This window comes from Snodgrassella alvi, from assembly GCF_002777855.1.
GTDB classification, from domain to species: Bacteria; Pseudomonadota; Gammaproteobacteria; order Burkholderiales; family Neisseriaceae; genus Snodgrassella; species Snodgrassella alvi_E.
Window position 1 is genome coordinate 40506 of record NZ_MEIK01000040.1, and the last position, 26825, is coordinate 67330.

20 protein-coding genes are annotated in these 26825 nt (G+C 44.7%); 11 read left to right on the forward strand and 9 right to left on the reverse strand.

From position 1 onward, the window contains the following. Nucleotides 1-140: 140 nt before the first annotated feature. From BHC43_RS09135 to hrpA, 9 genes are all read left to right on the forward strand, one after another. On the forward strand, nucleotides 141-2363 hold the full coding sequence (locus tag BHC43_RS09135; RefSeq protein ID WP_100157203.1) for a FepA family TonB-dependent siderophore receptor: 2223 nt from the start codon (nucleotides 141-143) through the stop codon (nucleotides 2361-2363). 315 nt (nucleotides 2364-2678) lie between these two features. Then, nucleotides 2679-3623 (forward strand): alpha/beta hydrolase, encoded by a 945-nt coding sequence (locus BHC43_RS09140; protein ID WP_180297473.1) that lies wholly within the window; start codon nucleotides 2679-2681, stop codon nucleotides 3621-3623. After that, on the forward strand, nucleotides 3623-4429 hold the full coding sequence (locus tag BHC43_RS09145) for a siderophore-interacting protein (RefSeq protein WP_100157205.1): 807 nt from the start codon (nucleotides 3623-3625) through the stop codon (nucleotides 4427-4429). The genes BHC43_RS09140 and BHC43_RS09145 overlap by 1 nt, the downstream gene beginning before the upstream one ends. Before the next feature lie 78 nt (nucleotides 4430-4507). Further along, nucleotides 4508-5473 (forward strand): siderophore ABC transporter substrate-binding protein, encoded by a 966-nt coding sequence (locus tag BHC43_RS09150; protein ID WP_257378015.1) that lies wholly within the window; start codon nucleotides 4508-4510, stop codon nucleotides 5471-5473. Between the two features lie 96 nt (nucleotides 5474-5569). After that, nucleotides 5570-6538: an ABC transporter permease gene (locus BHC43_RS09155; RefSeq protein WP_100157206.1), complete on the forward strand. Its 969-nt coding sequence runs from the start codon at nucleotides 5570-5572 to the stop codon at nucleotides 6536-6538. Between the two features lie 7 nt (nucleotides 6539-6545). Continuing rightward, complete coding sequence (locus tag BHC43_RS09160; RefSeq protein WP_100157352.1) at nucleotides 6546-7502, forward strand: iron chelate uptake ABC transporter family permease subunit; 957 nt, start codon at nucleotides 6546-6548, stop codon at nucleotides 7500-7502. Nucleotides 7503-7552: 50 nt separating this feature from the next. Beyond that, nucleotides 7553-8311 (forward strand): iron ABC transporter ATP-binding protein, encoded by a 759-nt coding sequence (locus BHC43_RS09165; protein ID WP_100157207.1) that lies wholly within the window; start codon nucleotides 7553-7555, stop codon nucleotides 8309-8311. An 11-nt stretch (nucleotides 8312-8322) separates the two neighbouring features. Then, on the forward strand, nucleotides 8323-8562 hold the full coding sequence (locus BHC43_RS09170) for a hypothetical protein (RefSeq protein ID WP_100151674.1): 240 nt from the start codon (nucleotides 8323-8325) through the stop codon (nucleotides 8560-8562). Between the two features lie 279 nt (nucleotides 8563-8841). Then, the gene (gene hrpA / locus BHC43_RS09175; protein ID WP_100157208.1) at nucleotides 8842-12864 is read left to right on the forward strand and encodes an ATP-dependent RNA helicase HrpA; all 4023 of its coding nucleotides are present in this window, start codon (nucleotides 8842-8844) and stop codon (nucleotides 12862-12864) included. Between the two features lie 70 nt (nucleotides 12865-12934). Here the strand turns inward: hrpA and BHC43_RS09180 are convergent, their stop codons facing one another. From BHC43_RS09180 to BHC43_RS09200, 5 genes are all read right to left on the reverse strand, one after another. Then, complete coding sequence (locus BHC43_RS09180) at nucleotides 12935-13357, reverse strand: hypothetical protein (protein WP_100151676.1); 423 nt, start codon at nucleotides 13355-13357, stop codon at nucleotides 12935-12937. After that, nucleotides 13344-14045, reverse strand: a complete 702-nt coding sequence (locus BHC43_RS09185) for a phosphoadenosine phosphosulfate reductase (protein WP_100151677.1) — start codon at nucleotides 14043-14045, stop codon at nucleotides 13344-13346. The genes BHC43_RS09180 and BHC43_RS09185 overlap by 14 nt, the downstream gene beginning before the upstream one ends. 697 nt (nucleotides 14046-14742) lie before the next feature. After that, nucleotides 14743-15168 carry a hypothetical protein gene (locus BHC43_RS09190; RefSeq protein ID WP_100157209.1) on the reverse strand — a complete coding sequence of 142 codons (426 nt, stop codon included), beginning with the start codon at nucleotides 15166-15168 and terminating at the stop codon, nucleotides 14743-14745. 32 nt (nucleotides 15169-15200) lie between these two features. Beyond that, nucleotides 15201-15674: a Panacea domain-containing protein gene (locus BHC43_RS09195; RefSeq protein WP_100157210.1), complete on the reverse strand. Its 474-nt coding sequence runs from the start codon at nucleotides 15672-15674 to the stop codon at nucleotides 15201-15203. Between the two features lie 641 nt (nucleotides 15675-16315). Continuing rightward, on the reverse strand, nucleotides 16316-19357 hold the full coding sequence (locus BHC43_RS09200) for a S8 family serine peptidase (RefSeq protein ID WP_100157211.1): 3042 nt from the start codon (nucleotides 19355-19357) through the stop codon (nucleotides 16316-16318). A gap of 621 nt (nucleotides 19358-19978) precedes the next feature. On the opposite strand from BHC43_RS09200, the gene BHC43_RS09205 reads away from it, so the two are divergent. Beyond that, nucleotides 19979-20560: a ferritin-like domain-containing protein gene (locus BHC43_RS09205; protein WP_100140297.1), complete on the forward strand. Its 582-nt coding sequence runs from the start codon at nucleotides 19979-19981 to the stop codon at nucleotides 20558-20560. Between the two features lie 294 nt (nucleotides 20561-20854). Beyond that, nucleotides 20855-21925: a zinc-dependent alcohol dehydrogenase family protein gene (locus BHC43_RS09210; RefSeq protein WP_100157212.1), complete on the forward strand. Its 1071-nt coding sequence runs from the start codon at nucleotides 20855-20857 to the stop codon at nucleotides 21923-21925. 224 nt (nucleotides 21926-22149) lie between these two features. On the opposite strand, the gene purF is transcribed toward BHC43_RS09210, so the two are convergent. The 4 genes from purF to folC form a co-directional block, all read right to left on the reverse strand. Then, on the reverse strand, nucleotides 22150-23685 hold the full coding sequence (purF, locus tag BHC43_RS09215) for an amidophosphoribosyltransferase (protein WP_100157213.1): 1536 nt from the start codon (nucleotides 23683-23685) through the stop codon (nucleotides 22150-22152). 83 nt (nucleotides 23686-23768) lie between these two features. Then, nucleotides 23769-24266 carry a CvpA family protein gene (locus tag BHC43_RS09220; protein WP_100157214.1) on the reverse strand — a complete coding sequence of 166 codons (498 nt, stop codon included), beginning with the start codon at nucleotides 24264-24266 and terminating at the stop codon, nucleotides 23769-23771. A 15-nt stretch (nucleotides 24267-24281) separates the two neighbouring features. Continuing rightward, the gene (locus tag BHC43_RS09225; RefSeq protein ID WP_100157215.1) at nucleotides 24282-25475 is read right to left on the reverse strand and encodes an SPOR domain-containing protein; all 1194 of its coding nucleotides are present in this window, start codon (nucleotides 25473-25475) and stop codon (nucleotides 24282-24284) included. Nucleotides 25476-25517: 42 nt separating this feature from the next. Continuing rightward, entirely contained in the window at nucleotides 25518-26822 is a 1305-nt protein-coding gene (gene folC, locus BHC43_RS09230; protein ID WP_100157216.1) for a bifunctional tetrahydrofolate synthase/dihydrofolate synthase, read from the reverse strand. Between the last annotated feature and the right edge of the window lie 3 nt (nucleotides 26823-26825).

Consider the following 26825-nt stretch of genomic DNA (forward strand, 5'->3'; position numbering starts at 1 on the left):
ATGTAACTAAAAGCAATTATTATTATGTATAGGTATGAATTTGTAGTTTTTAGTTAGTTAAAGATAGTTTTAATTGAAAGTAATAACAAGATTAATTATCATTCACACCTTTAACAAATTATAAACTCTTTCTGTATTGTATGTCTCAGTCTCCTTTCCCTTCTTTCAAACTGGCTTTATTACCTTTACTCTTTTCCGGCGGTATGGTGTATGCACAGGATGGCGCCAAACTTGATGATATTTATGTCACAGCCGAACAGCAAGTTAAACAATCACTTGGTGTATCAAAAATTGATAGTCTAGATATTGAACGCAGACCACCAGTGAATGACATTTCTGAGCTAGTACGGACAATGCCGGGAGTTAATCTTACTGGCAATACTGCATCTGGCCAGCATGGTAATAAACGGCAAATTGATATTCGTGGAATGGGGCCGGAAAACACCCTGATTATGATTGATGGCCGCCCAGTAACCTCACGCAACAGTGCACGCATGAGCTGGCGCGGTGAGCGCGACACCATCGGCGACAGTGACTGGGTGCCGACAGCTGAAATACAGTCTATAGAGGTAATCCGTGGTCCGGCTGCGGCTCGTTATGGTTCGGGTGCTGCCGGTGGGGTGGTGAATATTGTGACAAAAAAAGTCAGTAATAAATACCACGGTGCTATTAACGCATTTATGAATCTGCCAGCCGATAAAGAAGAAGGCGATACCCATCGGATAGGTTTTGATTTAACTGGACCTATAATTAAGGATGTGCTGGGGTTTCGCCTTTATGGCAATTTAAACAGTACTGATGCTGATTCTCCTTATATCAATCAACGTTCGGGAGACAAAGGCAGCAAATCTTTGGTAGCCGGTCAAGAGGGTCTACTGAATAAGGATGTGGGCGGCCGGCTGGCATGGCGTCTTTCTCCGGCACAAACTCTAACGCTCGATGCCACGTATAGTAGACAGGGTAACCGCTACAATGGCGATGGGCCAAATAATGTACAAACCGATTATACGCAAAGTTTATATGGTAAGGAAACGCGCCGTGTATATCGGCAAAGTTTTGCTCTCACCCATGAAGGCGCATGGGATTGGGGTGATAGCAAGCTGGTGGCGCAATATGATAAAACTACTAATAGCCATTGTTCTGAGGCGCTTGCGGGTGGACCGGAAGGTTTGTGTCAAGATTTAGGAACGAAAGATATTACCTATGCTGACAGTGTCCTGACTACCAAGCGGCTGGCTGGTGAAGTTCACATTCCTTTTACTCTGTGGGTACCGCATGTTTTAACTATGGGTGCAGAATATCAGCACGATAAGCTGAATGATCCTGACGGTCTGCGCCGCATTCCTATGCCCAATGCTGTGTACCCAGCTGCGGCTAATCACACGCCATCGCTTAGTAGCTGGGCCGGCTACGTGGAAGACAATATCAGTCTGACCGAACAGTTGAAAGTGGTACCTATGCTGCGCTATGACCATAATAATAAAACCGGCGGTAATGTTAGCCCTGGAATCAATATGTCGTGGCAGTTGCATCCAAACTGGCTGCTCAAAGGTGGTATCGCACGAGCGTACAAAGTACCTAATCTGTATCAAAGTACAGACAGCTATATGCTGTACAGTAAAGGTAACGGATGTGCTGTTTCTTCAGGCAGTGGCCGCGGTTGCTACTTGATTGGTAATAGTAGGCTAAAACCGGAAACCAGTGTAAATAAGGAAATTGGCTTTGAATTTAGCAAAAATGGCTATCTGGCTTCGCTGGCTTATTTCCGTAATGATTATAAAAATAAGATTGAAGCCGGACGGCAAATCATTTTCACCGGAAGTTCCGGAATCAGTGCCCGCCCCGGTGGCTATGATTACTTTGAATGGACCAATACACGTAAAGCGCTGGTAGAGGGACTGGAAGGCAACTTTACTTTGCCTTTTTTCAAACAGTGGAAATGGGTGAATAATTTTACTTATATGTTTAATTCCAAAAACAAGGAAACCGGTAATCCGTTGTCTATTATTCCCAAATATACAATTAACTCTTCTCTGGCTTGGGCACCTACTGAAAAATGGGATACATTGCTGACTTATACCTATTACGGCCGACAGAAACCACGTACCGTGCCGGTCAATCCGGTAGAGGCAGGGATTGGCAATGGTGGACAAGGTACAGTTGGCCTGAGTGGCGAAGAAATGGGCAGCTATGGTATCTGGGGAATTTCAGCCGGATATGCGGTGAATAAAAACATCAATGTTCGCGCAGGGATGTCAAATATATTCAATAAGCGCATCTATGCTTCTACTTTACGCGGTACGGCCTACACTTATAACGAACGGGGACGTGCAGTGTGGGGCAATATGAAAGTTTCTTTCTGATTATGCTGAAGCATCAGGTTGTCAATGTGGCAGCCTGATAAAAAATATTTGGTTTTCACGTGACTTCGATGTTCAAATAAGTTATATTTATAAATAGTAATGATTATTATTTAGAAATAATCAAGAATAGTCCCATCAGCAAAGGTAAACATAATTTATTGATTATCTGAAAGATTTAACCAAAATCCTGATCTGGTGTGTTAATTAAGTACTCTTTCATCTTTTTTTGCAATGCAGCAACCTAATCTTACTTCGCTACCGTCTTGTTGTCTCCATATGTTGAGTAAAACCAATCAACTGACGGAAAGATTAAATATGCGCCAGATTATCATTTTTTTATTAATGTTTTTTACGGCCTTAATCTTGCACAATACAGCTAAAGCCCAGCCTAATCTGAATGAAAGTGCTGATTTTGCTGTGCTGCAACAGCAAAATAGTGGTTATCATTTTACAACCCTGCCGCTTACATCTACAGACGGACAGCGCCAGTACCGCATTTACATCGGGATTCCTGCACAACAGCCTCCTGCTGGGGGTTACCCTGTTTTCTACGCGCTAGACGGAAATGCCGTACTGACTTTTCTAACACCTGAAAACATGCAGATACTGGCACGGCAGCCTCAGCCTCCAGTATTGGTACTGCTAGGTTATGCAACTGATAAACGTTTTGATGTGCGGGCACGCGCCTTTGACTACACCATTGCGCCGGAAGATAACAATACCGATCCACTAGATGCCAGCAGAATCAACGGCGGTGCCGATATATTTCTGGATATGATACAGAATGAAATTATGCCGGCTGTGCAGATGAGAGTAGCAGTCAACCTAGATAACCAGACACTGTGGGGTCATTCGTATGGCGGGCTGCTGGTACTGCATACTCTATTTACTCAGCCTAATCTGTTTCAACACTATATTGCAGCAGACCCGTCTGTGTGGCTGCATGGCGATTTACTTCAGCAGGAAGCAGCGGAAATGCTGAAGCGTAAGGTTGATTTTTCTGGCAGCAGCCTTTTGATACTCAACAGTAAGCTCAGGCCAAAAAAAATTCCTAAAAATCCGCATGTAGCCGCCCGAATTCGGATGCGTAACGAACAAACCGCCAGACAAGGTAATTTGGGCAGAAAGCTGGCGGATGAATTGAAGCAACATACTGATTTAAGCGTTAAATACAAAGTTTATCCGCAAGAAAACCATGGCAGCATGTTTGGCAAAAGCCTGCAACTAACTCTTTTTCACCCCTCAATCAGGCCACAATAATGAATAAACGGTCACCTCATCAAGCTTATCTGGTTCGGGTACAAGATATTATCGATCTAAGTCCCAATCTGCGCCGGCTGGTTTTGCACAGTGACGAATTGATTGATTATCCGCATCAGTTTAACGGTGCCCATATCAAGATTTTTCTGGCGTCCGCAGAGCAGACTACGCCGCAACTACCGCAATTTTCCGGCCATGGTTTTAAATGGGGCGATCCAGACAATAAGCCGATTGTACGCACTTATACCATCCGAGATTATGATGCTCAGGCATGCACGGTGAGTATTGATTTTGTGAAACATGGAGACAATGGTCCGGCTTCGGCATTTGCAGAACACGCTCGTGCGGGAGACATCATCGGGATTTCATCACCGGGAGGCCCGAATCCGATGCTGAAAGCGGCTACCCGTTATCTATTTGTTGGCGATATTACTGCTTTACCAGCGATTGCATCGTTGCTATCTGATATTGAGCAGGAGGCCTGTGGTGATGTAGTTTTACTGTTGCCAGATGCCAGTGATTTACCAACCACTCTAAACCTGCCCACCAATATGCAGTTGCATACGTTTTATGGCAGTTTAAGTCAGATTCCGGCACTGATAGAAAAAGTGTCCGGTTTTCCACCCCTGTGTACAGATGATTTTGCCTGGGTTGCTGGTGAAGCTGAGATGGTCAGACCACTGCGTGATTTATTGCGCAACCAATGGCAATTACCACCACAACGCCATTATGCAGTCCCTTACTGGCGCCATGGTGAAACAGAAGAAAGTTATCATGAGGCGCGGCACCGATTTATTGAAAAATAGCCATTTACACCGAAAATGACCTGCCTCTGATTCAGGCAGTATAATTAATGCAAACAATAATGATAGGAAATTCAGACAATGTTTAAATCCTGCTGGAAACCACTTGCTCTATCTATGCTGGCATTATCGCTTCTTTCCGCATGCGGCGATAAAAACACTCAGAACAGTTCTGCCAGTAATACAACTTCTTCAGGAGCTGCTGTAAGTGGCCCCACTGTCACTGTAAACACTGCACGCGGTGAAATGAACGTACCAGAAAATCCCTCCAAAGTTGTGGTATTTGACATGGCCACCCTGGATGATTTGCAGGCTTTGAAAGTGCCGGTAACCGGTGCGCCGAAGAAAGTATTGGTACCTTACTTGCAGCAAACATTGGAAACCGTAAACAACACCGGTACCTTGTTTGAGCCCGATATGGAAGCACTCAATGCGCTGAAACCTCAGCTGATTATCATTGCCGGACGTACAGCACCTAAATATGATGAATTAGCGGCTCTAGCGCCAACCATGGATATGACAGACAGCGGACAGGATCTGATTGGTGATGGCATGAAAATGCTTGATACCTACGGTAAACTGTTTAAAAAAGAAGCTGAAGCCAAGAAACTGCATGATGACATTCAGAATCTGCTGGCTGAAACGCAGCAGGCGGCCAAAGGAAAGGGTACTGGCCTGATTCTGATGGTGAATGCCGGTAAACTTTCTGCTTTCGGTCCTTCTTCACGCTTTGGCTGGATACACACACAAGTCGGAGTACCGGCTGCCGATACCAATATTCCGGCCTCCCCGCACGGCCAGTCTGTTTCGTTTGAATATGTACAGAAAACCAATCCGGACTGGATATTTGTGATTGACCGCACCGCAGCCATAGGTGAGGAAGGCAAAACCGCACAGGCTGTACTCAACAATGATCTGGTGCGACAGTCCAAAGCGTGGAAAGAAAATCATATTGTATACTTAAGCAGTGCCTCTTATCTTGCCGCCGGTGGTGTGCAGCAGATGAAAACCGACTTAACCAATATCAAGGCTGCTTTCACTCACTAAAACTAAGTATTATTCGTTCACAGTCTTCAGGTTTCGCTTTGCCGCATTTAATAGCGGCAATAGCGAATACTTGTTGTCTGTATCTTTGTTTGCCCTATGTTTCGTTCTTCCCAGATAAACGCCATCAATATACTGTTGCTGCCACTATTACTGATTATCAGCATCAGTATCGGTGCAGCCGCTTTTCACTGGAGTGATGTATTTAGTAGCAGCGATACCCGCTCTCTGCTGCTATACAGCCGCCTGCCTCGCTCGCTGGCGATTATCCTTACCGGTGCTACACTGGCTGTAGCCGGCATGGTGCTACAAATCGTTTTACGCAACCGTTTTCTTGAACCAAATATGGTTGGTGCCACCCAGAGTGCAGCACTGGGAATTTTATTGGTATCCATTTGGTTTCCTCAGGCCACTCAGCTGGCGAAAATGAGCTGTGCGAGCATCGTTGCCCTATTGGGCATGACTTTGTTTTTATTTTTGTTTCGCAGATTACCGCCACATCGGCAGATGATGATACCGTTAATCGGCATCATCTACGGCAGTATTATCGAAGCGCTGGTTAACTTTATCGGTGTGGAAACCAATACTTTGCAATTATTGGCCGTGTGGTTTGCCGGTGATTTTTCGGCGGTATTAGCTGGACGCTATGAGCTGCTGTGGCTTACTGGATTGATGGCATTGGTTATCTATTTTCTAGCTGACCGGCTCACCATCGCCGGATTGGGGCAGAATATCAGCACCAGTCTGGGCATAAACTATGCACAGATGATGTGGATTTCTCTAATCACAGTGGCCATGATTACAGCCATCGTTGTTGTTACAGTTGGCCAGATTCCGTTTATCGGGCTAGTAGTACCGAATATTGTTTCCCGTCTGGCGGGAGACCGCTTACGGCAGAATCTGCCGTCAGTAGCACTAATGGGCGCCAATGCGCTGCTGGTATGCGACATTATCGGCCGCATCATTGATCCGCCATATGAAATACCGGTATCACTGATTTTTGGTATCGTAGGTACCGTGATTTTTCTGTATCTGCTGTTTAGAAAGCCTACCGTACATGCAACCTGACCATACCATGCCGTCGCCCCGTTCTGGTGCACGTTTTCTCGGCGTGCTCGGGATATTGTTGATAATTGCCAGCATTTTGTTTATGACCTATGGTGTAAAAGGGAGCTGGGATTTTGTTTTACAACTGCGTGGCAAGAAATTGCTGATGCTGCTGACTGTATCTTATGCAGTCGGCGTTTCTACATTACTTTTCCAGACACTTACCCATAACCCCATTCTGACGCCGGGTCTGCTGGGGTATGATTCACTTTACCTGCTCCTACAGACACTGACACTCTTTATCTTTGGTGCAGTGGGATACGCCAGCATTGGTGCTTTCACTAAATTTACCATTGAAGCACCATTGATGATGGCTGCTTCCTTACTACTGTTTCGTACGCTAACTCGAAACAGCAATGGTGATCTGGCTCGGCTGATACTTACCGGCACAATATTCGGCGTGATGTTTCGCAGTTTCAACAGTCTGCTGCAACGATTGATAGACCCTACCCTATTTACCGTCGCTCAGACCAGCTATTTTGCCCAGTTTACTTCAGTAAATGTCAGTATGCTGATGATTGGCATCACAGTGATGCTAATCAGTACCATCTGGATCTGGCGCATGCGCTATCAGTTGGATGTCATGATGCTAGGACGCAACGCCTCTATTGCCCTTGGGATCAATTATCCGCGCCTAAGCCGCAACATTCTGTTGTGGATTGCGCTGCTGGTTTCCGTTTCCACAGCACTCGTGGGACCTGTGAGCTTTTTTGGGCTACTGATTTGTGCACTGGTCAATGCCTGTACTCCCAGCATGACACACAGGCTGCGGATTCCGGCTGCGTTTCTGATGGCGGCGCTGATACTGGTCTGCGGGCAGCTGATATTCGAACACGTACTAGGCATGCAGGGCGTATTGAGTGTGGTTATAGAATTCTGCGGCGGTCTGGTGTTTCTATGGTTGGCATTAAAACGCCAATCCTGAACTTGCCACCTCAACAGCGTATTGCTTTACTGACTTAACCGGACAGCAAGATGATTTCCATAAAAAATGTTAACTATTGTATCAACGGCGCTACCATCCTGCGTGATATTAATCTTGATATACCGGATAAAAGCATCACCGCATTAATTGGACCCAACGGTGCCGGTAAGTCTACTTTGTTTTCCCTGATAGCACGCTTGCAACCTTTACAGCAAGGCAGCATCCACATCGATGAGCTAGATGTAAGCAGTAGCAAATCCAATGCTATTGCGCAAAAGCTGGCAATATTGTCGCAAGAGAACAACATTCAAAGCCGAATTACCGTACGCGATTTACTGCTATTTGGCCGCTATCCGCACAATCAGGGGCGTATAACCAACACAGACCAGCAGATTGTCGATCAGGCATTACAACGCTTTGAGCTGCAAGAATTGCAACAGCGTTATCTCAGTGCATTGTCCGGCGGCCAGCGTCAGCGGGCATTGGTGGCAATGACCTTCTGCCAGCAAACCAAACATGTTATTCTAGATGAACCGCTCAACAATTTGGATATGTATCATGCTCGCGAACTGATGCGGCTGCTACGTGAGCTCACCAGCGAACAGGGATTATCTACTGTCATGGTGGTGCATGATATTAATATGGCCGCCGCCTATGCTGACCATATTGTCGCTTTGAAAGAAGGACAGATTGTTATGCAGGGTTCACCGGATAAAATAATTACCGCCGATAATATTCAAACCATATTTAATCTGGATACCGAAGTTTTAAGCCACAAAGGCAAACCTCTCGTCATCCATCATCTGTAGCAGGTCTAATTATGCAAAACACCAAAACACCTCAGTCTCGCAAACAAACTTCTCTAATTATTGGCATGGTAGTCTTGTTTGTCATACTGGCTTCATGGTTTATCTGGCTGTTTATGGGAGACGATGCAGCGGTACGCATGTCCATGGCGCGTATTATGCTGATTTTTCTGGGTTTGGTGTGCACATTCCTATTTGGCGTATCTATCATGATTGGCGTAAAAATCCTACGACAACAACACAGCAGGCACTGAAAATTGCCTGCAATACCTTAGCAGCTGCCCTCTTTTACAAAAGATGCGCAGCCTCAGCTCTGATTTTGTCTTTGCTTCTGGCCGTTCACACTGTATATTGCCGTCTAACTCAGCCTGTTTAATTTTTATAAAATCAAATTTTACAACTGTTAAACAGCAGCTATTTTTCTTTATCCTCCGCCCAGACCGCAATACAGCCATAAAATCCCTGCAAACAAGCTTAATAGACAGATTTGCTATAATACGCATATCTAATTATATTCCGGCAGTATCTGTGCCATGTCTGTATACGAACTAAACCAAATCCTGAGCAAAGACCGCCACTTCCTACAACGTGCTAGTAAAAACCCTGCCCGATTCGGCGGAGAAGAAAAAGTTAACCACCGTTATCAGCGTTCACACCAGATGTACCTACAACGACAGGCACATCTGCCTGTTCCGGAATACGATAACACCCTGCCGGTACATGAAAGACGAGTAGAAATCAAACAAGCCATCAGCCAACATCAGGTGGTCATCGTCTGCGGCGAAACCGGCTCTGGTAAAACCACCCAGCTGCCGAAAATCTGCCTCGAGCTTGGCCGTGGCGTAGCCGGTCTCATCGGCCATACTCAGCCACGGCGGCTTGCTGCACGCTCCGTTGCCGAAAGAATCGCTGAGGAACTGCACAGCCAGATTGGCCACAGTGTCGGCTATAAAGTGCGCTTTAACGACAAAACCGCTCCCGAAAGCTACATTAAACTGATGACAGACGGTATTCTGCTCGCTGAAAGCCAGACCGACCGTTTCCTCAGTGCTTACGATACAATTATCATCGACGAAGCACATGAACGTAGTCTCAATATTGATTTTCTGCTGGGCTACTTAAAACAGCTATTGCCTCGTCGTCCCGACCTAAAAGTAATCATCACATCCGCCACCATCGATGCCGAGCGCTTCAGCCAGCACTTTACCATTCACGGCAAGCCAGCACCGGTGATCGAAGTATCCGGCCGCACCTATCCGGTTGAAATCCGTTATCGCCCATTGCACAGCACTGATGCCGATGAAGCCGAAATGGAAATCAACGACGCCATCGTCGATGCAGCAGACGAACTGGCACGCGAAGGTCAGGGTGATATCTTGATATTTCTGCCCGGCGAACGCGAAATCCGCGAAGCTGCGCATGCATTACAACAATCACCACTGCGCCGCAATGATGAAATACTTCCCTTGTTTGCCCGCCTGTCTGCGGCCGAGCAACACAAAATTTTCCATCCCAGCAGCCGTCAGCGCCGCATCGTATTGGCTACCAACGTAGCCGAAACTTCTCTTACTGTGCCCGGCATCCGCTATGTTATTGATACCGGTCTGGCACGAATAAAACGCTACTCTGCCCGTGCCAAAGTAGAACAACTACATATCGAACCCATCAGCCAAGCTGCTGCACGCCAGCGTGCCGGCCGCTGCGGCCGCGTTGCGGCCGGTATCTGTATCAGACTGTACAGCGAAGAGGACTACAACCAGCGCCCCGCCTTTACCGATCCGGAAATTATCCGCAGCAATCTCGCCGCAGTTATTCTCCGTATGATTAGCCTTAAACTGGGTAATGTAAATGATTTTCCCTTTTTACAGGCACCGGACCAACGATATATCAATGATGGCTATCAGGTACTGCTCGAACTGGGCGCAGTAGATGAACACTATCGCTTAAGCAAATTAGGCGAACAGATGGCGCGTCTACCCATAGATCCGCGCATCAGCCGTATGCTGCTGGCCGCAAAACGTCTGCAATGTGTTGCCGAAATGCTGATTATAGTGGCCGCACTATCTATTCAGGATCCGCGCGAACGGCCGCTGGAAGCGCGTGATGCCGCCGCTAAAGCGCATGAACGCTTCACAGACAAACAATCCGACTTCCTTGCCTATCTAAATATCTGGGATTCCTATCAGCGCGAGCGTGACAAAGGTTTGTCCAACCGGCAGATGGTGCAATGGTGTCACCAATATTTCCTTTCGCATCTACGTATGCGCGAATGGCGCGAACTGCACCATCAGCTGGCTCAAATTGCCATCGATATGGGACTAACAGATAAAGCCACTGCCTACCGTCAGATACCTGAGCAAAATTCTACTCAGCCTGCCCACAACCAAACCAGTGACCAGGATTTAGCTGCCAAACTCAGGCAGCAGCAAATTGTCCGTCGCCAGCAGTGCCAGATTCGACAAAAAGCAAAAGAAGCCAGTTATGAGCAAATTCACCGGGCCTTGCTCACCGGCTTAATAGCTAATGTCGGCCTGAAAAGTCCCGAAGGACACAATTATACCGGTGCACGCGGCATTCATTTCCATCTGTTTCCGGCTTCTGCTTTATTTAAAAGCAAGCCCAAATGGGTTATTGCTGCCGAATTAACCGAAACCACTCGTCTTTATGCACGCGATGTCGCCAAAATTGAACCGGAATGGATTGAAACCGAAGTCCCGCATCTGCTGCGCCATCATTATTTCGAACCACACTGGGAACAGAAACGAGGCGAAGTCGTCGCCAGCGAACGCATTACTCTTTACGGTCTAACCGTCCTGCCGCGCCGACCGATATCCTATGGACGCATTAACCCTGCAGAAGCACGCGAAATCTTTATCCGCGGCGCGCTGGTGGCGCAAGAATGCGACCTCAAAGCCGACTTCTTCCTCCACAACAGGCAACTGATTGAAGAAGTCACCGAGTTGGAACACAAATCAAGGCGACAGGATGTACTGGTAGACGCAGAAGCGCTGTTTAGTTTTTACGACCAGCGCCTGCCTGCTACTGTCGAACAACAAGGGCGGCAATTGCCTTTGGCTGACATCCGTACATTTGAACACTGGCGCAAACAAGCAGAAGTCGAAAACTCACACCTGCTGTATCTAGGCCGTGACGACCTCATGCAGCATGCTGCCAGTAATATTACCGAAAGCCAGTTTCCAGAATATCTCAATACCAAAGACGGCCGCTGTGCTCTAAGCTACCGCTTCGAACCACATCATCCATTCGACGGCGTCACCGTATCCGTACCGCTGCCCCTTCTCAACCGCATCAGTGCGGCACGGTTGGAATGGTTAGTACCAGGCATGATTCGGGAAAAATTGCAATTACTCATTAAAGCCCTGCCCAAACAAATTCGCCGCATTTGCGTACCGGTGCCGGACTTCATTACCGCTTTTCTCTACAGCGAACCCGATACCAATGCCCCACTGTTGCCACAGCTGGCACATGCCATCGCTCGTCACGCCGGCGATATGCGCCTGCTCAACCAAATCGATATCGAACACTGGCGTAGCCAACAGCTACCCGCCCATTGCTATTTCAACATTCAGGTAATAGACGACAGCGGCACAGAACTGGCCAGCGGCCGTGACCTGAATGCATTACAGCAACAGCTTGGGCAGGCTGCTGCGGTCACTTTCCGCGATAACAGCAACGAATTCGAACGCGACAACATTACCAGCTGGGACATCGGCAAACTACCGGAAAGCATCAGATTTGCACGCGCTCAGCAGCAACTCACCGGCTATCTCGGTTTACAGCAGCAAAAAGACGGCAGCATCTCCCTGCGTCTGTTTGATACCGCTGCTGCCGCCCAACAGGCTCATCACAACGGCATACTTGCACTGATGAGCCTGCAATTAAAAGAACAAGTAAAGGACCTCAACAAAGGCTTGCCCGACTTTACTCAGATGGCTATGCTGCTCAAACACCTTGGTGCTGATACCCTGCGTGCAGACCTGACCCATGCCGTACTGGATCGCGCTTTGATTGGCGAAAATGAGCTGCCACGAGATGAAAAAGCCTTTAAAGAACAGTTGATACGAGCGCGCAGCCGCCTACCGGCCGTAAAAGAGGCACTTAATCAGTATGCGCTGCAAACAGCATTAGCCTATGGCGAAGTCAGTAGCCATCTGGGTAGACATCCTCTATCCTCACTGCTGCGTCAGCATCTGGACAGCCTGATTTATCCTGGTTTTGCCAGTGCCACACCATGGAAACAATGGCCACGATTGCCCATCTATCTGCAAGCCATGCTTAGACGTATGGATAAATATGGTAGTAACCCTGCCCGCGACAGCGCACGTGAGGCTGATATTCAGGCACTCACAGATATATGGCAGGAAAAGATTCGCCAGTATCAGCAACAAAATCAGCCAATCCCTTTAGCCATTGCTGATTTTCGTTGGATGCTGGAAGAACTGCGTGTTTCTCTCTTTGCACAGGAACTCAAAACCCCCTATCCAGTTTCAGCCAAACGGCTAAGCAAAGAATGGGAAAAACTTACAGCACTATAGCAGTACTCAGACACGGCAGCCCTGCTCTGGGCAAAGGCTGCCGCAAAACCAGAATCATGTAGCTATGGTCTCATTTCTCTGTTAGCTCCTGAAAATCCTTATCCACATGGTCAGACAATCGGAAGCGTACCTCTGCTGGCGGCAACGTTATACCGAGCTTTTGTGCCAGTACCAAACCATCAACATATTTATTCTCCTTCGCCGGAATGTCCAGCACCTTCAGGAAAGCCATTAACTGCTCCCGCGACTGAAAACAAACTGCACACCAATATTCACTATCCGTCACTCGCTGACGCAACTGCTGCGGCATCTTGCCAACACGTTCAAATTCCTGCCGTAAATTTTCAAGCTGCCTCAGTGCCTCTTTGTCAGCACGCTGGCCGGCTTGAAAGTTACGTGGTGGAAAAGTCGCCGTTTTATTTATATTTTCTCTGCCATCATCACCAGACAGCACAGATTGTTCTGCCTTGCCTGCATTCTTAATTTTTTCCAAAAGTACACTCCCATCGAAAAATCTCCAGCTCACATAATGGAAAAAATTCTAGAATTTTCTGATAATCTCGCGGATAGAATTTTTTTATTGGTAGCAGAAAGCGCAAATCTAAACTATCAAAAGAACAGCCGAAAATCTGATAATCGCTGCCTAGTCTTACATGATTGCGCTTGAAGCAGTGCAGCAAATCCTGCTTTTTCCAATCCCAAACTGGATAATACTGACATTGACTTTTTACTATCGACCCATGCCGCTGCATACTGAGCCGCTGCTTAGCTCTTTTTTCAACCCTGGTACCATTGGCAACTGGTGTATCCGGCGGTAAATCAAACATACCACACATCATCAGCCGAATATCGGCATAACCAAAATCTGCCAAGCCGGCTGCATCGATTACAGCAGTATGCTTTGGCGGCTGAAATACATGTGCCCGCAACATCTGATACAGCGCAGGATGTGGCAAACGGGTAATCTTAAATCCAAATTGCTGTTCATATAATTCCAGCTGTTCTTCTACAAATTCCAGCTCCGGCACCAGATAAAGATAATACGGATAAACAGCTGCGAAACGCTTCCTGATAGCCAGATACGCCGCTATTGAATCTTTCCCTGCACTGAAAGCCAGAATACTTTGCCTGTGTTCACTGGCAACTTTTTCAAGCGTCATTTTTCCGGACAAAATAGGCATATATTGACACTTTCAGCCTAGAAATCATTAATAATTTCAATCAGTATACCCACAATGAAAATAAATTGCCTAATTTGTCATATCCGCAGCCACTGCTTGACAAATTAACAAAATAGTTATCGATACTAAAAATTAACAACAAAATATCAATATAAATGCATATCCAAATAGTTTATTCTTAATAAATATAATTTTCAGGCAGAAAAAAGCAATTCACAGCCTAGGCTGAAAACTCTCATATACTTGGCTAGCCAACTGCATAAAAGCAACACTCTTACCTTAAATCAAAACAGATTAAGAATCTTCCAATAGCATCCCATTTGCACCAAACATTTATCTTACGGGCTCACAGCGAAATTAAGCTTATTCCATGCACCAGCCAACAAAACAAATTTATACTTTATTCCTAAAACATCAACTCTCACGTACCACTTATCATCACTACCCTAAGCTAAATTCATGTCTATATAAATTTATATAGATATCGGATATATAATTTATTTTGTTAAGATTAGAAAATTTTTGTAGACGAAAGATAGATATTTTGATAATATCAAATCCAATATCTAAGCTATTTATTTCCCTGTCCCAGCGATTTTATTTATAAGCTTTTCTCCTACATTCAGGCTTATACATTTAAATGCTGGGTTCTTTTTTTATTTATAATTACAATAAACAGATAAAATTATTTGTCATCTCAAGATTTAGTATTGACAGGAAATAGACCCCTTATTACGCCAAGGAAAGCGGCAAAAATATTTAAAGTTGTTGCAGAAGTAATAGCAATCAGAACATTATCTGAAAACAAATCTTTATTAAAGAAAAACCGACACAATGCATAAAGAGTCAATAAAATAGCCCAACCCCATAATGACTTTTTTACAACCTTATATGCCTTAAAACCGTACCGTTCTCTAAGATCTCTATCAGCTTTACTATTAGCTATTTCTTCATCATGTTTTTCTTGAACCAAACTTTTGGCATCGTTAGTGGGGTTTTTTTTAATTTCACTCTTAACACTATCCAATTTTTTTTCAGTTACATCTTCTAATTTTTCTTTTATTTTAGTAATTTCACTATCAAAGTTATCAAAAGACTTTAATGAACTATTATTATCATTCATGCAAAACCCACTAAACTAAAATTTATATTTTTTTATTTATATAATTTTTCATTTTCCATATCTTTTCTAGTAATAATACTTTCATTATCACCACCCCCTTCTGTCCACGCAGTACCTTCCTGATGAGTTAAATTAGATAACTGACTTGCAGTTTTGTTACCATAAACATTTAAGATTTCATTTAATAATGCATGTATTTTTTGGTCTTTAGGCAGATCAGAAATATAATCTTCTATAATATTTCCTTGTAAATCCATTCTTATCAATTTATTAGTTACCGGGTAAGAACCATAGCCTTTTAAATTATGATATAGTGAGGGCAATACCGGTCCATAAGTCCATCTATAAAAAGACTCATCAATTAACTCTTCTTTTGTTATTTTTATATACCAAACTTGTGCTAAATAGATTAGCTTTTGTATCTTCATAGGTGTCATGTCTGATATATGTTTATCTTTTGCCATATCTAATAAAGTATTTACTATAGCATTCACTGGATAAGCCATGGTTTGTTCCTTTTATTCAGTTAATTTTATCTAAAACTTGATGCCTTTTAGATAAAAAATACCGTAATAAACCCAAATTTATTACTGATATGGATAACAAGCTTCCACCAACATATATCCCATACAACCAAGCTTCAGAACAACTTATATGGGAAAAAGTTTTAAGGGATCCCATAATATATATCAAACCGATAGAGAGTATTAATACAACAACTGCTGAAAACAATAACAGAAATCCTCGTAAACAACAATTTTCACATAAAAAATTTTTTTTATTTTCTGTTTCTGACATGATTAAAGTTATCTTCATTCAAAGCCGAATGTAAATTATTAATATTTATAAAAAATATCGATTATGTTTTTCTAGTGGAAAAACATTTACCTTATAAAGATTCAATAATTTCTTATCCTTCTCATTATAGTATAGTTTTCACAAAATTTTAAATATTTTAAATTCATTTTAAATTAATATATGATTTATATAAATTTATTAAATAATTTATTTTTTTAATCATAAAATTATAAGATTTCTAATTTTAACTTAAGTTTTGTTTTTTAATTAAAAATATGTTATAAATAAAATAGGATTTCATAACGAATGAAACCCTATTCTCATTTGATAATCACTGTTTGACTTGTATCTAGAACCGTATTCTTAGATTTGCCCGCCCTGAATTACTATGCCAGTGACTGCCATTCTCGTACTGATACTGAATACCTGCACTCATATTACGGCTCACCTGTACATTGCTACCAATTGCTGCATTCCAGCGTGTTCTGGCTGATGACCATTTACCCGCTCTTGCATCACTATGAATTCCACTAAATCCTCCTCGTGTGGCATATTCTCGGTCTCTGAAATCATGCTCCACACCCACTGCTCCAAAGATATTCGCCACTATATCCCTTATATCAAACAGATATTCAGCTACTACGCCGGCACTGCCAGTTACTATGCCTTTGTTTAGCTTTCTGCCATATAAGCCATATCCTTCTGCTCCGGCTTCACTGAAACTGTTCTGTTGCAGATAGTCGTAGCGTAAACCTAGCTGCGGTGTCAGTGTCAGACCTTTCATAGCGAATGCTTTACCGCCGTTCAATGCCAGCTGCCACACATTACCTTTCGTTTTCGCTCCGCTATCCTCTCTGGTTGTACCCAGCCATATGCCGCGCGTAACATCATTGGAATAGCGGTTATAACCTAAGCTACCGGATAGGTACGCACCCCGCCAGTTGGCCGGCGCATAGAAGGTGCCTAGTGTTAAGCCGTTGCTCTTGATATCGGCACTACCATCTCTTTCACTCCAGTCTGTATTCTGGAAACTGTATGCCGCTGCTCCTGACCATCCATTACCAAAATTTCTGCTTACACCAATCAGACCGCTGTTGCTATTCTGCTTGCCGCGCACTTCGCTTGGATTCCACCGATTCTGTGAATGGTTAAATTCCATAATCAGTGCCGGTTCGGCGCTATCATTGCGGATAGACGACATAAAGTCTGTATTCAGCTTGCCCAGTGTCAGGGTATTCACTACATTGGCATTGCTGTATACCGCACCTGATAATGAATACAGTGAACGCCGCAATGTTTCTGCTGTCTTGACATTCTGAATCCGGTTGGCACCAGCAAACAATTCTGCTGTTGGACCATCTGTGCCTGTTACTGACGACAGTTTGTCTAGCTGGCTAAAGCTGGTATCAATCGCTGCAGCCGCAGCTTCAATTGCCGGATCCGCTATGCTGCGCGTTAACAGACCGTTATTTTGTACTGCCTGCCGTGCTGATATCCGCGTAACATCAAAATTCACATTGTCACCATCATAACTGGCTTTCCCGTCCAGTAATATTCCTGAGGCTAATGCAGTTTGGCTGAATTCTCCTATGCGCTTCTGCGCATTGATAACGGCTACTTGAAGACCAGTCTGTGGCACAAAGCCAGATTTCAGGCCGTCGAAATACAACCGACCAGCCAGATTGGCTGTACCATTTATAGCTGTTTTACTGCCCAGACTGGTTTGAAAGGTTGCCTCTCCACTCTGGCTGTAGTCTCCATTAATTGTGGCATCGCGGCTGACAAACGTACCCTGATTATTCACCGCTCCAGTACTACCGTGCACCTGATAGGTACCGTCTTTGGAAATTTTCGCCGCAGACTGACTGCTGCCATCCAGCGACAGCATTCCAGAATTAATAATGGTATTACCTTGATAGCTGTGACTGCCCGTCAAAATCAGTGTACCGCTACCATTCTTGATTAATCCGCCAGTTCCACTGATATCATTGCTGAAAATATACTGGCCACTGCTGACATTGGCATTAAAATCGCCAAAGGCAAACTGTGCCGGCCCGTTTACAGCTTTACCGATATTCAGCAATCCCCAGCCATAAACTGAATCCACACCTTTAGCGCCTAAATCTGTAGCTGTGGTCAGTAAAGTGGTGCGCAGATTATCATTGCTCATCCACGGGTATTTCTGTTTCACCAGTACGGCTGCTGCTGTAACCTGTGGTGCCGAGAAAGAAGTACCTGAAGTAGTAGTAAGCGGTAATCCATTGATATCTTCACCAGGTTTAGCATTTAAATTGGCAGTTTGTGGCTGATAGTAAGCCACCATACACCAATTTTTAGCGTCTCCGCACCGATTAGAGTAATCTTCAATTTTGTTATCAGCAGATACTCCGGCCACTGCAATCCAGCCCTTTTGTAGCTCTGGTTCTACTAAAGGCAATAACGATTGAACACTAGGCTGATTTAAGCCGCCATTACCCGCTGCCCAGATAAACAGCATGTCATCTTCTACCAACGTAAACAATTGGCCGATATAACTATTTTGTTTAATTTTTGGGTTATCAGCGTTCAGATAGTTTTTTGCATCATAGATATACCACGCTTTATTGGTCACATAATTAGTGCCATAACTATTATTGACGATTTTTACACCAGCTTTATCCAGTGCATAAAATCCCTTGATGGTAGCTTGTATATTGATTTGGCCTGCTCCGCGACTGTCTGAAGCACTGGCTGAATATATCTGCGCAGCGGGGGCAATGCCCAGTTTTTTTCCACGTACATCCTTGCCAGCTATATTTAGGGCAACTGCATCGCCATGAGGATAGGCCTCACCATTGTATACCGTACCAAATTGGCCTAAATCAACAATATTGTCTGGCAAAGCAGGATGATTCAGACTGACTGGCAAATCCACAATTCCTACTTTAACACCTCTTCCGTCTAACTCCTGATCACGAGCATCCTTAAGATTCAGACGATTGGCCTGTGTATTGTCTTCACCATTGTTGCTTCTGGTATATTGATTCTTACTTAAAGGAATGGCAATAGCCTGTTCACTGCTGTCTAGCCGGGACGGATTCACAGAAGGCATAGGAATATTATCAGGAACATCCGGCTGATCTGTTGGCGGAATTACCGGTGGTTTTTCTGGTGGTTTTACCGGTGATATTGGCTTTTCAGATGGCGGATCATTCACTGGTGGTTTATCTGATGGTGGTTTCGGCGTGATTTCATCGCCGCCGGAATGGCCGTTACCAGTATCCTCACCGCCAGAGCCACCACCTGTTTCTGTTGAATTAGAATGCACTCCACCACTGCCACCACCGCAAGCCGTTAAGGCAAGAGAAACAGCTATGACTAGGGATTTAAGCATTAGTTTAGAATGTTTCATAACCGTCTCACTTCCTGTATTAAATGCATTAATAATCAAAACGCTCATGCAATTTTTTATTCTTATTTTTTAAAAATTTAATAAAATAAATGCAGTTAACCGTTATGAGATTTTTTCATTTTTGCATCATACATTGCCTAAAATATCGATTTACCTTATTAAGTATTAATTAACCAAATAAGATATAATTTTATTTATTTAATATTCTGCATATTTTTGTTGTTATTTTATTTCATAAAAATGAGCAACTTATCTATCATAAAAGTACAATAATTTATATTCTGTACTGATCAAGCTATTCTGCTGTAATTAAATTACAGTAAGCTTTTGCTATTTTTTTCTACATAAAAAATGCATAACAATATGTTAATACAATAAATTCATTTTTTTATTAGATATTGATTAAGAATATTATTATGCAGAATGATTTATACAATTTTCACTTTATTTATTAGTTATTTAAAATAAATCCAAATAAATATACGTTATGCAATCAGATTCATCTAACTATTACGTATATTAAAAATAGTTGCATAGACAACCACTTATGTAATCAGCTACCTTACAAAAGGAACACTAAGTACCAGAAACAAATTAATTAATATCAGCAAGGAGATAAAAATGAATAAACGCAAACCACTCAAACGCGATGTAAAATTCAGTACTACTGAAGAATTACGAACCAATGCTCGTAAAAATTATCAGGATGGAGCCGTAACCTCCACCTATGAGCTGGATGTAGATAGAGTAATTGAACTACTAAATATAGCGCTGGCTTCTGAATGGGTGTGTGTACTGCGCTATTTACGCCATTACTATATGGCCAGCGGCCTGTTTATGGATGCAGTAAAAGAAGAATTCATGGAACACGCTGAACAAGAACAAAAACATGCTGCCATGCTGGCTGAACGCATTACCCAGCTGGGTGGAGAGCCAGATTTGAATCCAGATGTTTTTATCCAGCGCTCACCCACCGAATATGTTGAAGGCGAAACCCTGCGCGAAATGGTCGAATCAGACTTGATTGCAGAACGTATTGTAATCGATTTATACCGCCAAACCATCATGTATGTTGGCGACTATGACACCACCACCAAACGTCTGCTCGAACACATTCTGGCTGAAGAAGAAGACCATGCCGATGAATTGTCCGACATGATGGAAGGTCTGGATGGTAAACCACTTTCAGCCAAAATTATTTAAATGTTTGCATAAAACATCCGTGCTCGGGCACGGATGTTTTGTGTCTATATGGCAACTACTTCACTTGTATGCTGCCCTACAAATATTCAAAGCAGAAACTATATATCTTTTCATAAAATATAAATCACCCAAACCTCTATAGCCGTTATTTGAGGCAGATTAATAATATGCCATACATAAACTTTTAGATGGCTAATAAATTGTGGTATAGAAATCATAGGAATACAATTTGCTATTACATGATTCATCCATACTAAAGGATGATTTTTTCAATGGTTTTATGGAGGATGCAGCATGAAAGCAATGGTCTACTACGGTGCCGGCGATATCCGCTTTGAAGAACGAGATAAACCGAAAATTATCGACCCCACCGATGCCGTTATCCGCTTAGCCAAAACCACTATTTGCGGTACGGATTTGGGTATCTGGAAAGGTAAAAATCCTGAAATCGAACAAAATGCAACTCAAAAAGAAGGTGCATTTAATGGCCGGATTTTGGGACATGAGGGTATTGGCATTGTTGAAGAAATCGGTAGCGCCGTGAAGCATTTCAAAAAAGGGGATAAAGTAATTATTTCCTGTGTTAGCCGCTGTGGAATGTGTGAAAACTGTCAGAAACAATTGTATGCACATTGTCAGAGCGGTGGCGGCTGGATTATGGGTTATATGATTGACGGTACACAGGCTGAATATGTACGCACTCCTTTTGCTGATAATTCACTATATCGATTACCACCGGATTTGAACGAAGATGTCGCCGTACTGCTGTCAGACGCTCTCCCCACTGCCCATGAAATCGGGGTACAGTACGGCGATGTCAAACCCGGCGATACAGTGGCCATTGTTGGTGCCGGTCCAGTCGGTATGAGCTGTCTGTTAACGGCACAGCTATATTCGCCGAGTCAGATTATCATGATTGATATGGACGATAACCGTTTACACATGGCTAAAGAATTGGGTGCTACACAGATTATCAATTCTGCCCATGAAGATGCCGTTGCACGTGTACTCGAATATACTGGCGACCGTGGCGTAGATTGTGCCATGGAAGCAGTAGGACTAGGAGCCACATGGGATATTTGCCAGCGCATCGTAAAAGAAGGCGGCCATCTAGCCAATGTTGGAGTTCACGGACAGTCCGTTAATTTTGAGCTGGAAAAACTATGGATTAAAAACCTCACCATCACCACCGGTCTGGTTAACGCCAATACCACCGGCATGCTGCTGAAAACCTGCTGTTCAGGCAAACTACCGATGCAAAAACTGGCCACCCATCATTTCCAATTCAATGAACTGGAAAAAGCTTATGAAGTATTCAAGCATGCCGCAGATGAGAAAGCCATGAAAGTCATCATTAACTACTGATCAGCCAGCTAAACAACCACTCTAGTGAAATTTTATCGAAAAAGCAGCCATATGGCTGCTTTTCACTCACATACATCACAGACAAATAACATAAATATTATTTTACGTATCGTGTCACTTAATAGCAGCTATCACCACATTTTGCTGAGTGCTACCGGCAAATACTTAAACGAGTTTAAATAGCAACACAAATACATACTGAGGAAAAGTACGCTAATGCTGAGCTATTCTTCGTCATCCTCATCTTCCTGTACACTAACACTGTGTTCAATCACACCAGGCACCACAAAAGAAGTGGCCAGAGTATTTTTACGCGTAGATAGCTGCTGCAGATAAGATTCATCCACATCTCCAGTAATATATCGGCCATCAAAACACGAGCTGTCAAAACCCTCAATGTGCGGATTCAATTTCAAAACCACCGCTTGCAAATCAGCCAGATCCTGAAATACCACGCCATCGGCGCCAATCTCAGCCGCCACCTGCTCAGCATTGCGCCGGTAAGAAATTAGCTCTTCTCTCGTCGGCATATCGATACCATAGACATTGGGATACAGCACCGCTGGTGCAGCAGAAGCAAAGTACACACGAGTAGCGCCAGCTTCCCGCACCATATCTACAATTTCGCGGCTTGTGGTACCGCGTACAATCGAATCATCAACCAGCAAAACTCGTTTACCACTGAATTCATAATTCATCGGATTGAGTTTCTGCCGTACCGATTTTTTACGTACCGACTGTCCGGGCATAATAAATGTCCGCCCAATATAACGGTTTTTAAATAAGCCTTCGCGATAAGGTTTATTTAGATGTTGAGCCAGCTCCATCGCACTAGGGCGGCTAGTGTCCGGTACCGGCATCACCACATCGATATCTTGTAAGTTCAGCGTACGTTTTACTTTTTCTGCTAGGGTGACACCCATATTTAATCGGGCCTGATATACCGATACTCCGTCAATCACCGAATCAGGACGGGCAAAATACACATATTCAAACAGGCACGGCATCAGATGAGGTGTCAGCGCACACTGCTGCGAAAACAGTTGCCCTTCATTACTGATAAAAATCGCTTCCCCGGGTGCCACATCCCGCAGCAGCTCAAAATCCAGACTAGGAAACACCACCGATTCCGAAGCCACCACATAATCAGTTTTTCCATCCTGCTCCCGCTGCCCCAAACACAACGGACGGATGCCGAAAGGATCACGAAAAGCCAGCAAACCATAGCCTGCAATCAAAGCTACCACCCCATAGGCACCATGCACACGTTTGTGCAGTGCAGCCACTGCAGCAAATATGTCTGAAAGAGCCAAAGTAGTGCGATTACCCACCTGATTTTCCAGCTCCCGCGCCAATACATTCAGCAATACTTCCGAATCTGAGCGCGTATTTACATGGCGCAGATCAGTAAAGCAGACATTCTTAAACAGCTCTTCTGTGTTGGTCAGATTACCATTGTGTGCTAGCACAATACCAAACGGCGAATTGACATAAAACGGCTGCGCTTCGGCACTACAATTGGCATTACCGGCCGTCGGATAGCGTACATGAGCAATGCCAACATTACCTACCAATTCACGCATGTTGCGGGTGCGGAATACATCACGCACCATACCGCGGCCTTTGTGCATATGAAACATCGTACCTTCCGCTGTCACAATCCCAGCCGCATCCTGACCACGATGCTGCAACATCTGCAAACCATCGTATAAAAGCTGATTCACCGGCTCATGCGCAACAATACCCAAAACACCACACATTATTCTCTCCATTTAAGACAAATAAATACGCGCGTTTTTGTATTTAAAAACGCGCGTTGTATTTGGTCAGATAACTCATACGTTTATACCGATGGCGAATTCAGCTTCTCAGCCACAAAAGACGGCAGGTACGGCACCGCAAGCATAGCCAACTGCTCAAACATACTTGCTGTTGCCGAATCACGCCATGCCGGTGTTTTGGGTAAATCAGTAAAAGCACACAGCAGCACCACCACCGTAACAATAATCACACCTTTCACAGCCCCAAAACAGGCACCAAAAATCCGGTTCACACCACCAAGTCCAATTGATTGCAAAGCGGAAGTAATCAACGCACGAAACATCCGCTGCACTATCCACATCACCCCAAACACCAGTACAAAAGACAAAGCAACCGCCAGCGCTCGAGGCTGCATCGTAGGAAAAGCCATATCCGCTACCGGCGCGGCCAACATCTTGGCACCGAGAAAGGCTACCAGCCAGCATAATAAAGCGGCTATCTCCCCCACCAGACCGCGCATCATCGCTACCAGTGTAGTCAGCAAAATCACGCCCAGAGCCAGAAAATCAAACAGCGTCATGCCCGTATAAATATCCTATAAACCGATTACCAAACCATCCAGCCCAACAGCATGTACTTTATCCAGATTCTGCATTGCCTGACTGCGGCTATTGTAAACACGGCTGCGTACCCGATACAGCGTACCCTTACTGGTCTGGCTAGTCGTAATACTTACTGGCACGCCGGCCACTGCCAAACGCTGCTGAACCAGATTGGCCTGCGCTTCCGTGGTATAAGCACCAATTTGAATCACTGTACGCTCCACCGCATCCTTGCTGCTGTTCGTGGCGGCGACAGGCGCTTTATTATTACGGCTCTGCTCTGTTGTACTCTTTCTGCTCACAGCTGCAGCAGCTTTATTTTCCAATATCTGTTGCGGCGTCAGTCTGCCCGTAGTGTTGCTGTTCTTGCCACTAGCTGCATTACTATTTTGTTTAGGCGTAGCAGCCGGTTTGACCGGAGCAGGATTTTTCACTGGTGTTTTGGCCACTGTCGAGGTTTTCTTTTCGCTTTCAACAACCGTTTTTGTTGAAGACACAGTGGTATTAACTACAGTTTGTTGTTTTCTGTTTTCCGCAGCAGCTGGCGCTTTACTGGCTGGTTTCACAACAGTTTCCGTTGGAGTACGAGGTTTGGTTACAGTTGTCACCCTCACTGGCGGATTTTTCTCGGCAGCTTCTACAGGTCTAGTAGCTGCCGGTTTTGTTTTAGGCGTAACAACAGCTTCTTCATGATGCAACCGTTTTTGTTCCACAGGCTGTGATTTATGTTCAGTAGTGTTTTTGGCTGGTTGCACAACCGGCTTAACTGTAGCTTTCTCTGCCTCTACTTTCTGAGGCGCCGGACGTACGGGTTTCACTTGCGGCACAACTGGCACTATCGTTGCAGCCGTTTTAGATACATGGTTTTCAGCTGGCGCTACAGACGCTGCCGATGGAGCTGGTATGCTTGCTACCTCAGTGGCAGGCACCGTTACCACAGAAGCAGGTGCACTGGCTACTGGTTCCAGCACCACTGCTGAAGCTGATTGTGTATCCATAGCCGCACTAGCCGGTTTGGCTGCAGAAGCTGCTTTGATATCCAGCTGTGGAGCTGGTACTGGCTGAGGAGTACGACGGCTCAGCATAACAAGCAGCAGAATAGCAGCAATCACCACCATAATCAGTGCACCGACCAAACGGCGCCGATTTCGCCGTTTCAGCTGTTCGTAATTTTCCTGCGCATTCATGCGTTACCCACTCCTCTGTCGTGCTCGTTTCGATTTTAAAATTTACAACGATGGCAAATCCATTATTTCTGCTACGGTATGAAACGAACCAAATACCACAATTCTATCATTCTCACCCGCTTGTGATAAAGCTGCACGATAAGCCTCTGCTACTGAAGCATAAGTTGTTATCGCCGAAATATGCTGGCGAGCAAATTTCTCTTCCAGCGCTGCTATTGTCAGACCTCGCGGTAAATGCAGCGGCGCAATATACCAGCTATCAAACTGGTCTTTCACAATTTCCAGTACCCCTTCAATATCCTTATCAGCGAGCATACTAAAAACAGCCAGACGTTTCTCTGCATACGGTAAAGTAATCAGGCTGTTGCGCAACGCCCGTGCCGCATGAGGATTATGCCCCACATCCAATATCGTCAGTGGCCGACCGGGTAATACCTGAAACCTGCCCTGATGATGTACTCGCAGCAAACCACGTTTAATCGCACCGATATCCAGCGGCAGACGATCTGACAAGCATTCCAATACTGTCAACGCACAGGCCGCATTACTCAGCTGAAAGTTCCCTCGCAAAGCCGGTATTGGCAGAGCATGGCGGGCATGTTCTCCAACAAACAATTGACTGTTTTGGGGATGAAAACGGTATGACCATTGCTGCATTTCCAACTTATGATAATCAAAATCCCGTCCAAGCAGCAGTAAATCTGCACCCACTGCCTCAGCATGTGCCGCTAAACTTTCCGGTACCGGCAGCTGAGCACAAATCACTGGCCGGCCACCACGCATAATACCGGCTTTTTCAAACGCCACTTTTTCTATCGTATTGCCAAGATAGGCTTCATGATCCAGATCGACACTGGTAATCACCGCCACATCCGCATCAAATACATTTACCGCATCCAGCCGGCCACCCAGTCCCACTTCCAGCACCATAATATCTACCTTCTGCTGGTCAAAGACTTCCACTGCAGCCAGTGTATTGAATTCAAAGTAAGTTAGTACAGTATTACCACGTTCAGCCTCTATACGTTCAAATGCCTGAACTATCAGCTCATCCGCAACCGGCTGCCCATTGATAGCGATTCGCTCATTAAAACGCAGCAAGTGTGGGCTGGTAAGTGTACCCACACGATAGCCAGCTTCGCGATAAATCTGCGTTAGATAGGCACAGACAGAACCTTTGCCATTTGTCCCACCTACAATAACCACTGGACAATGCGGCTGTAGTCCCATGCGTTCCCGCACCGTACCTACACGAGTCAGTCCCATATCAATCTGCCCGCCCGTCACACCCTGTTCCAGGTGCTGTAGCCAGCGTTTTAATTCAGTTGCATGAAATTTTTCTGTCATTAT

Coding starts and splice junctions, on each gene's coding strand:
- BHC43_RS09220 (WP_100157214.1), bottom strand. CDS start 24,266: ATGACGCTGTTTGATTTTCTGGCTCTGGGCGTGATTTTGCTGACTACA.
- purF (WP_100157213.1), bottom strand. CDS start 23,685: ATGTGTGGTGTTTTGGGTATTGTTGCGCATGAGCCGGTGAATCAGCTT.
- hrpA (WP_100157208.1), top strand. CDS start 8,842: ATGTCTGTATACGAACTAAACCAAATCCTGAGCAAAGACCGCCACTTC.
- BHC43_RS09200 (WP_100157211.1), bottom strand. CDS start 19,357: ATGAAACATTCTAAACTAATGCTTAAATCCCTAGTCATAGCTGTTTCT.
- BHC43_RS09145 (WP_100157205.1), top strand. CDS start 3,623: ATGAATAAACGGTCACCTCATCAAGCTTATCTGGTTCGGGTACAAGAT.
- BHC43_RS09185 (WP_100151677.1), bottom strand. CDS start 14,045: ATGCCTATTTTGTCCGGAAAAATGACGCTTGAAAAAGTTGCCAGTGAA.
- BHC43_RS09225 (WP_100157215.1), bottom strand. CDS start 25,475: ATGAATGCGCAGGAAAATTACGAACAGCTGAAACGGCGAAATCGGCGC.
- BHC43_RS09205 (WP_100140297.1), top strand. CDS start 19,979: ATGAATAAACGCAAACCACTCAAACGCGATGTAAAATTCAGTACTACT.
- BHC43_RS09150 (WP_257378015.1), top strand. CDS start 4,508: ATGTTTAAATCCTGCTGGAAACCACTTGCTCTATCTATGCTGGCATTA.
- BHC43_RS09190 (WP_100157209.1), bottom strand. CDS start 15,168: ATGAATGATAATAATAGTTCATTAAAGTCTTTTGATAACTTTGATAGT.
- folC (WP_100157216.1), bottom strand. CDS start 26,822: ATGACAGAAAAATTTCATGCAACTGAATTAAAACGCTGGCTACAGCAC.
- BHC43_RS09170 (WP_100151674.1), top strand. CDS start 8,323: ATGCAAAACACCAAAACACCTCAGTCTCGCAAACAAACTTCTCTAATT.
- BHC43_RS09165 (WP_100157207.1), top strand. CDS start 7,553: ATGATTTCCATAAAAAATGTTAACTATTGTATCAACGGCGCTACCATC.
- BHC43_RS09135 (WP_100157203.1), top strand. CDS start 141: ATGTCTCAGTCTCCTTTCCCTTCTTTCAAACTGGCTTTATTACCTTTA.
- BHC43_RS09160 (WP_100157352.1), top strand. CDS start 6,546: ATGCCGTCGCCCCGTTCTGGTGCACGTTTTCTCGGCGTGCTCGGGATA.
- BHC43_RS09140 (WP_180297473.1), top strand. CDS start 2,679: ATGCGCCAGATTATCATTTTTTTATTAATGTTTTTTACGGCCTTAATC.
- BHC43_RS09195 (WP_100157210.1), bottom strand. CDS start 15,674: ATGGCTTATCCAGTGAATGCTATAGTAAATACTTTATTAGATATGGCA.
- BHC43_RS09210 (WP_100157212.1), top strand. CDS start 20,855: ATGAAAGCAATGGTCTACTACGGTGCCGGCGATATCCGCTTTGAAGAA.
- BHC43_RS09155 (WP_100157206.1), top strand. CDS start 5,570: ATGTTTCGTTCTTCCCAGATAAACGCCATCAATATACTGTTGCTGCCA.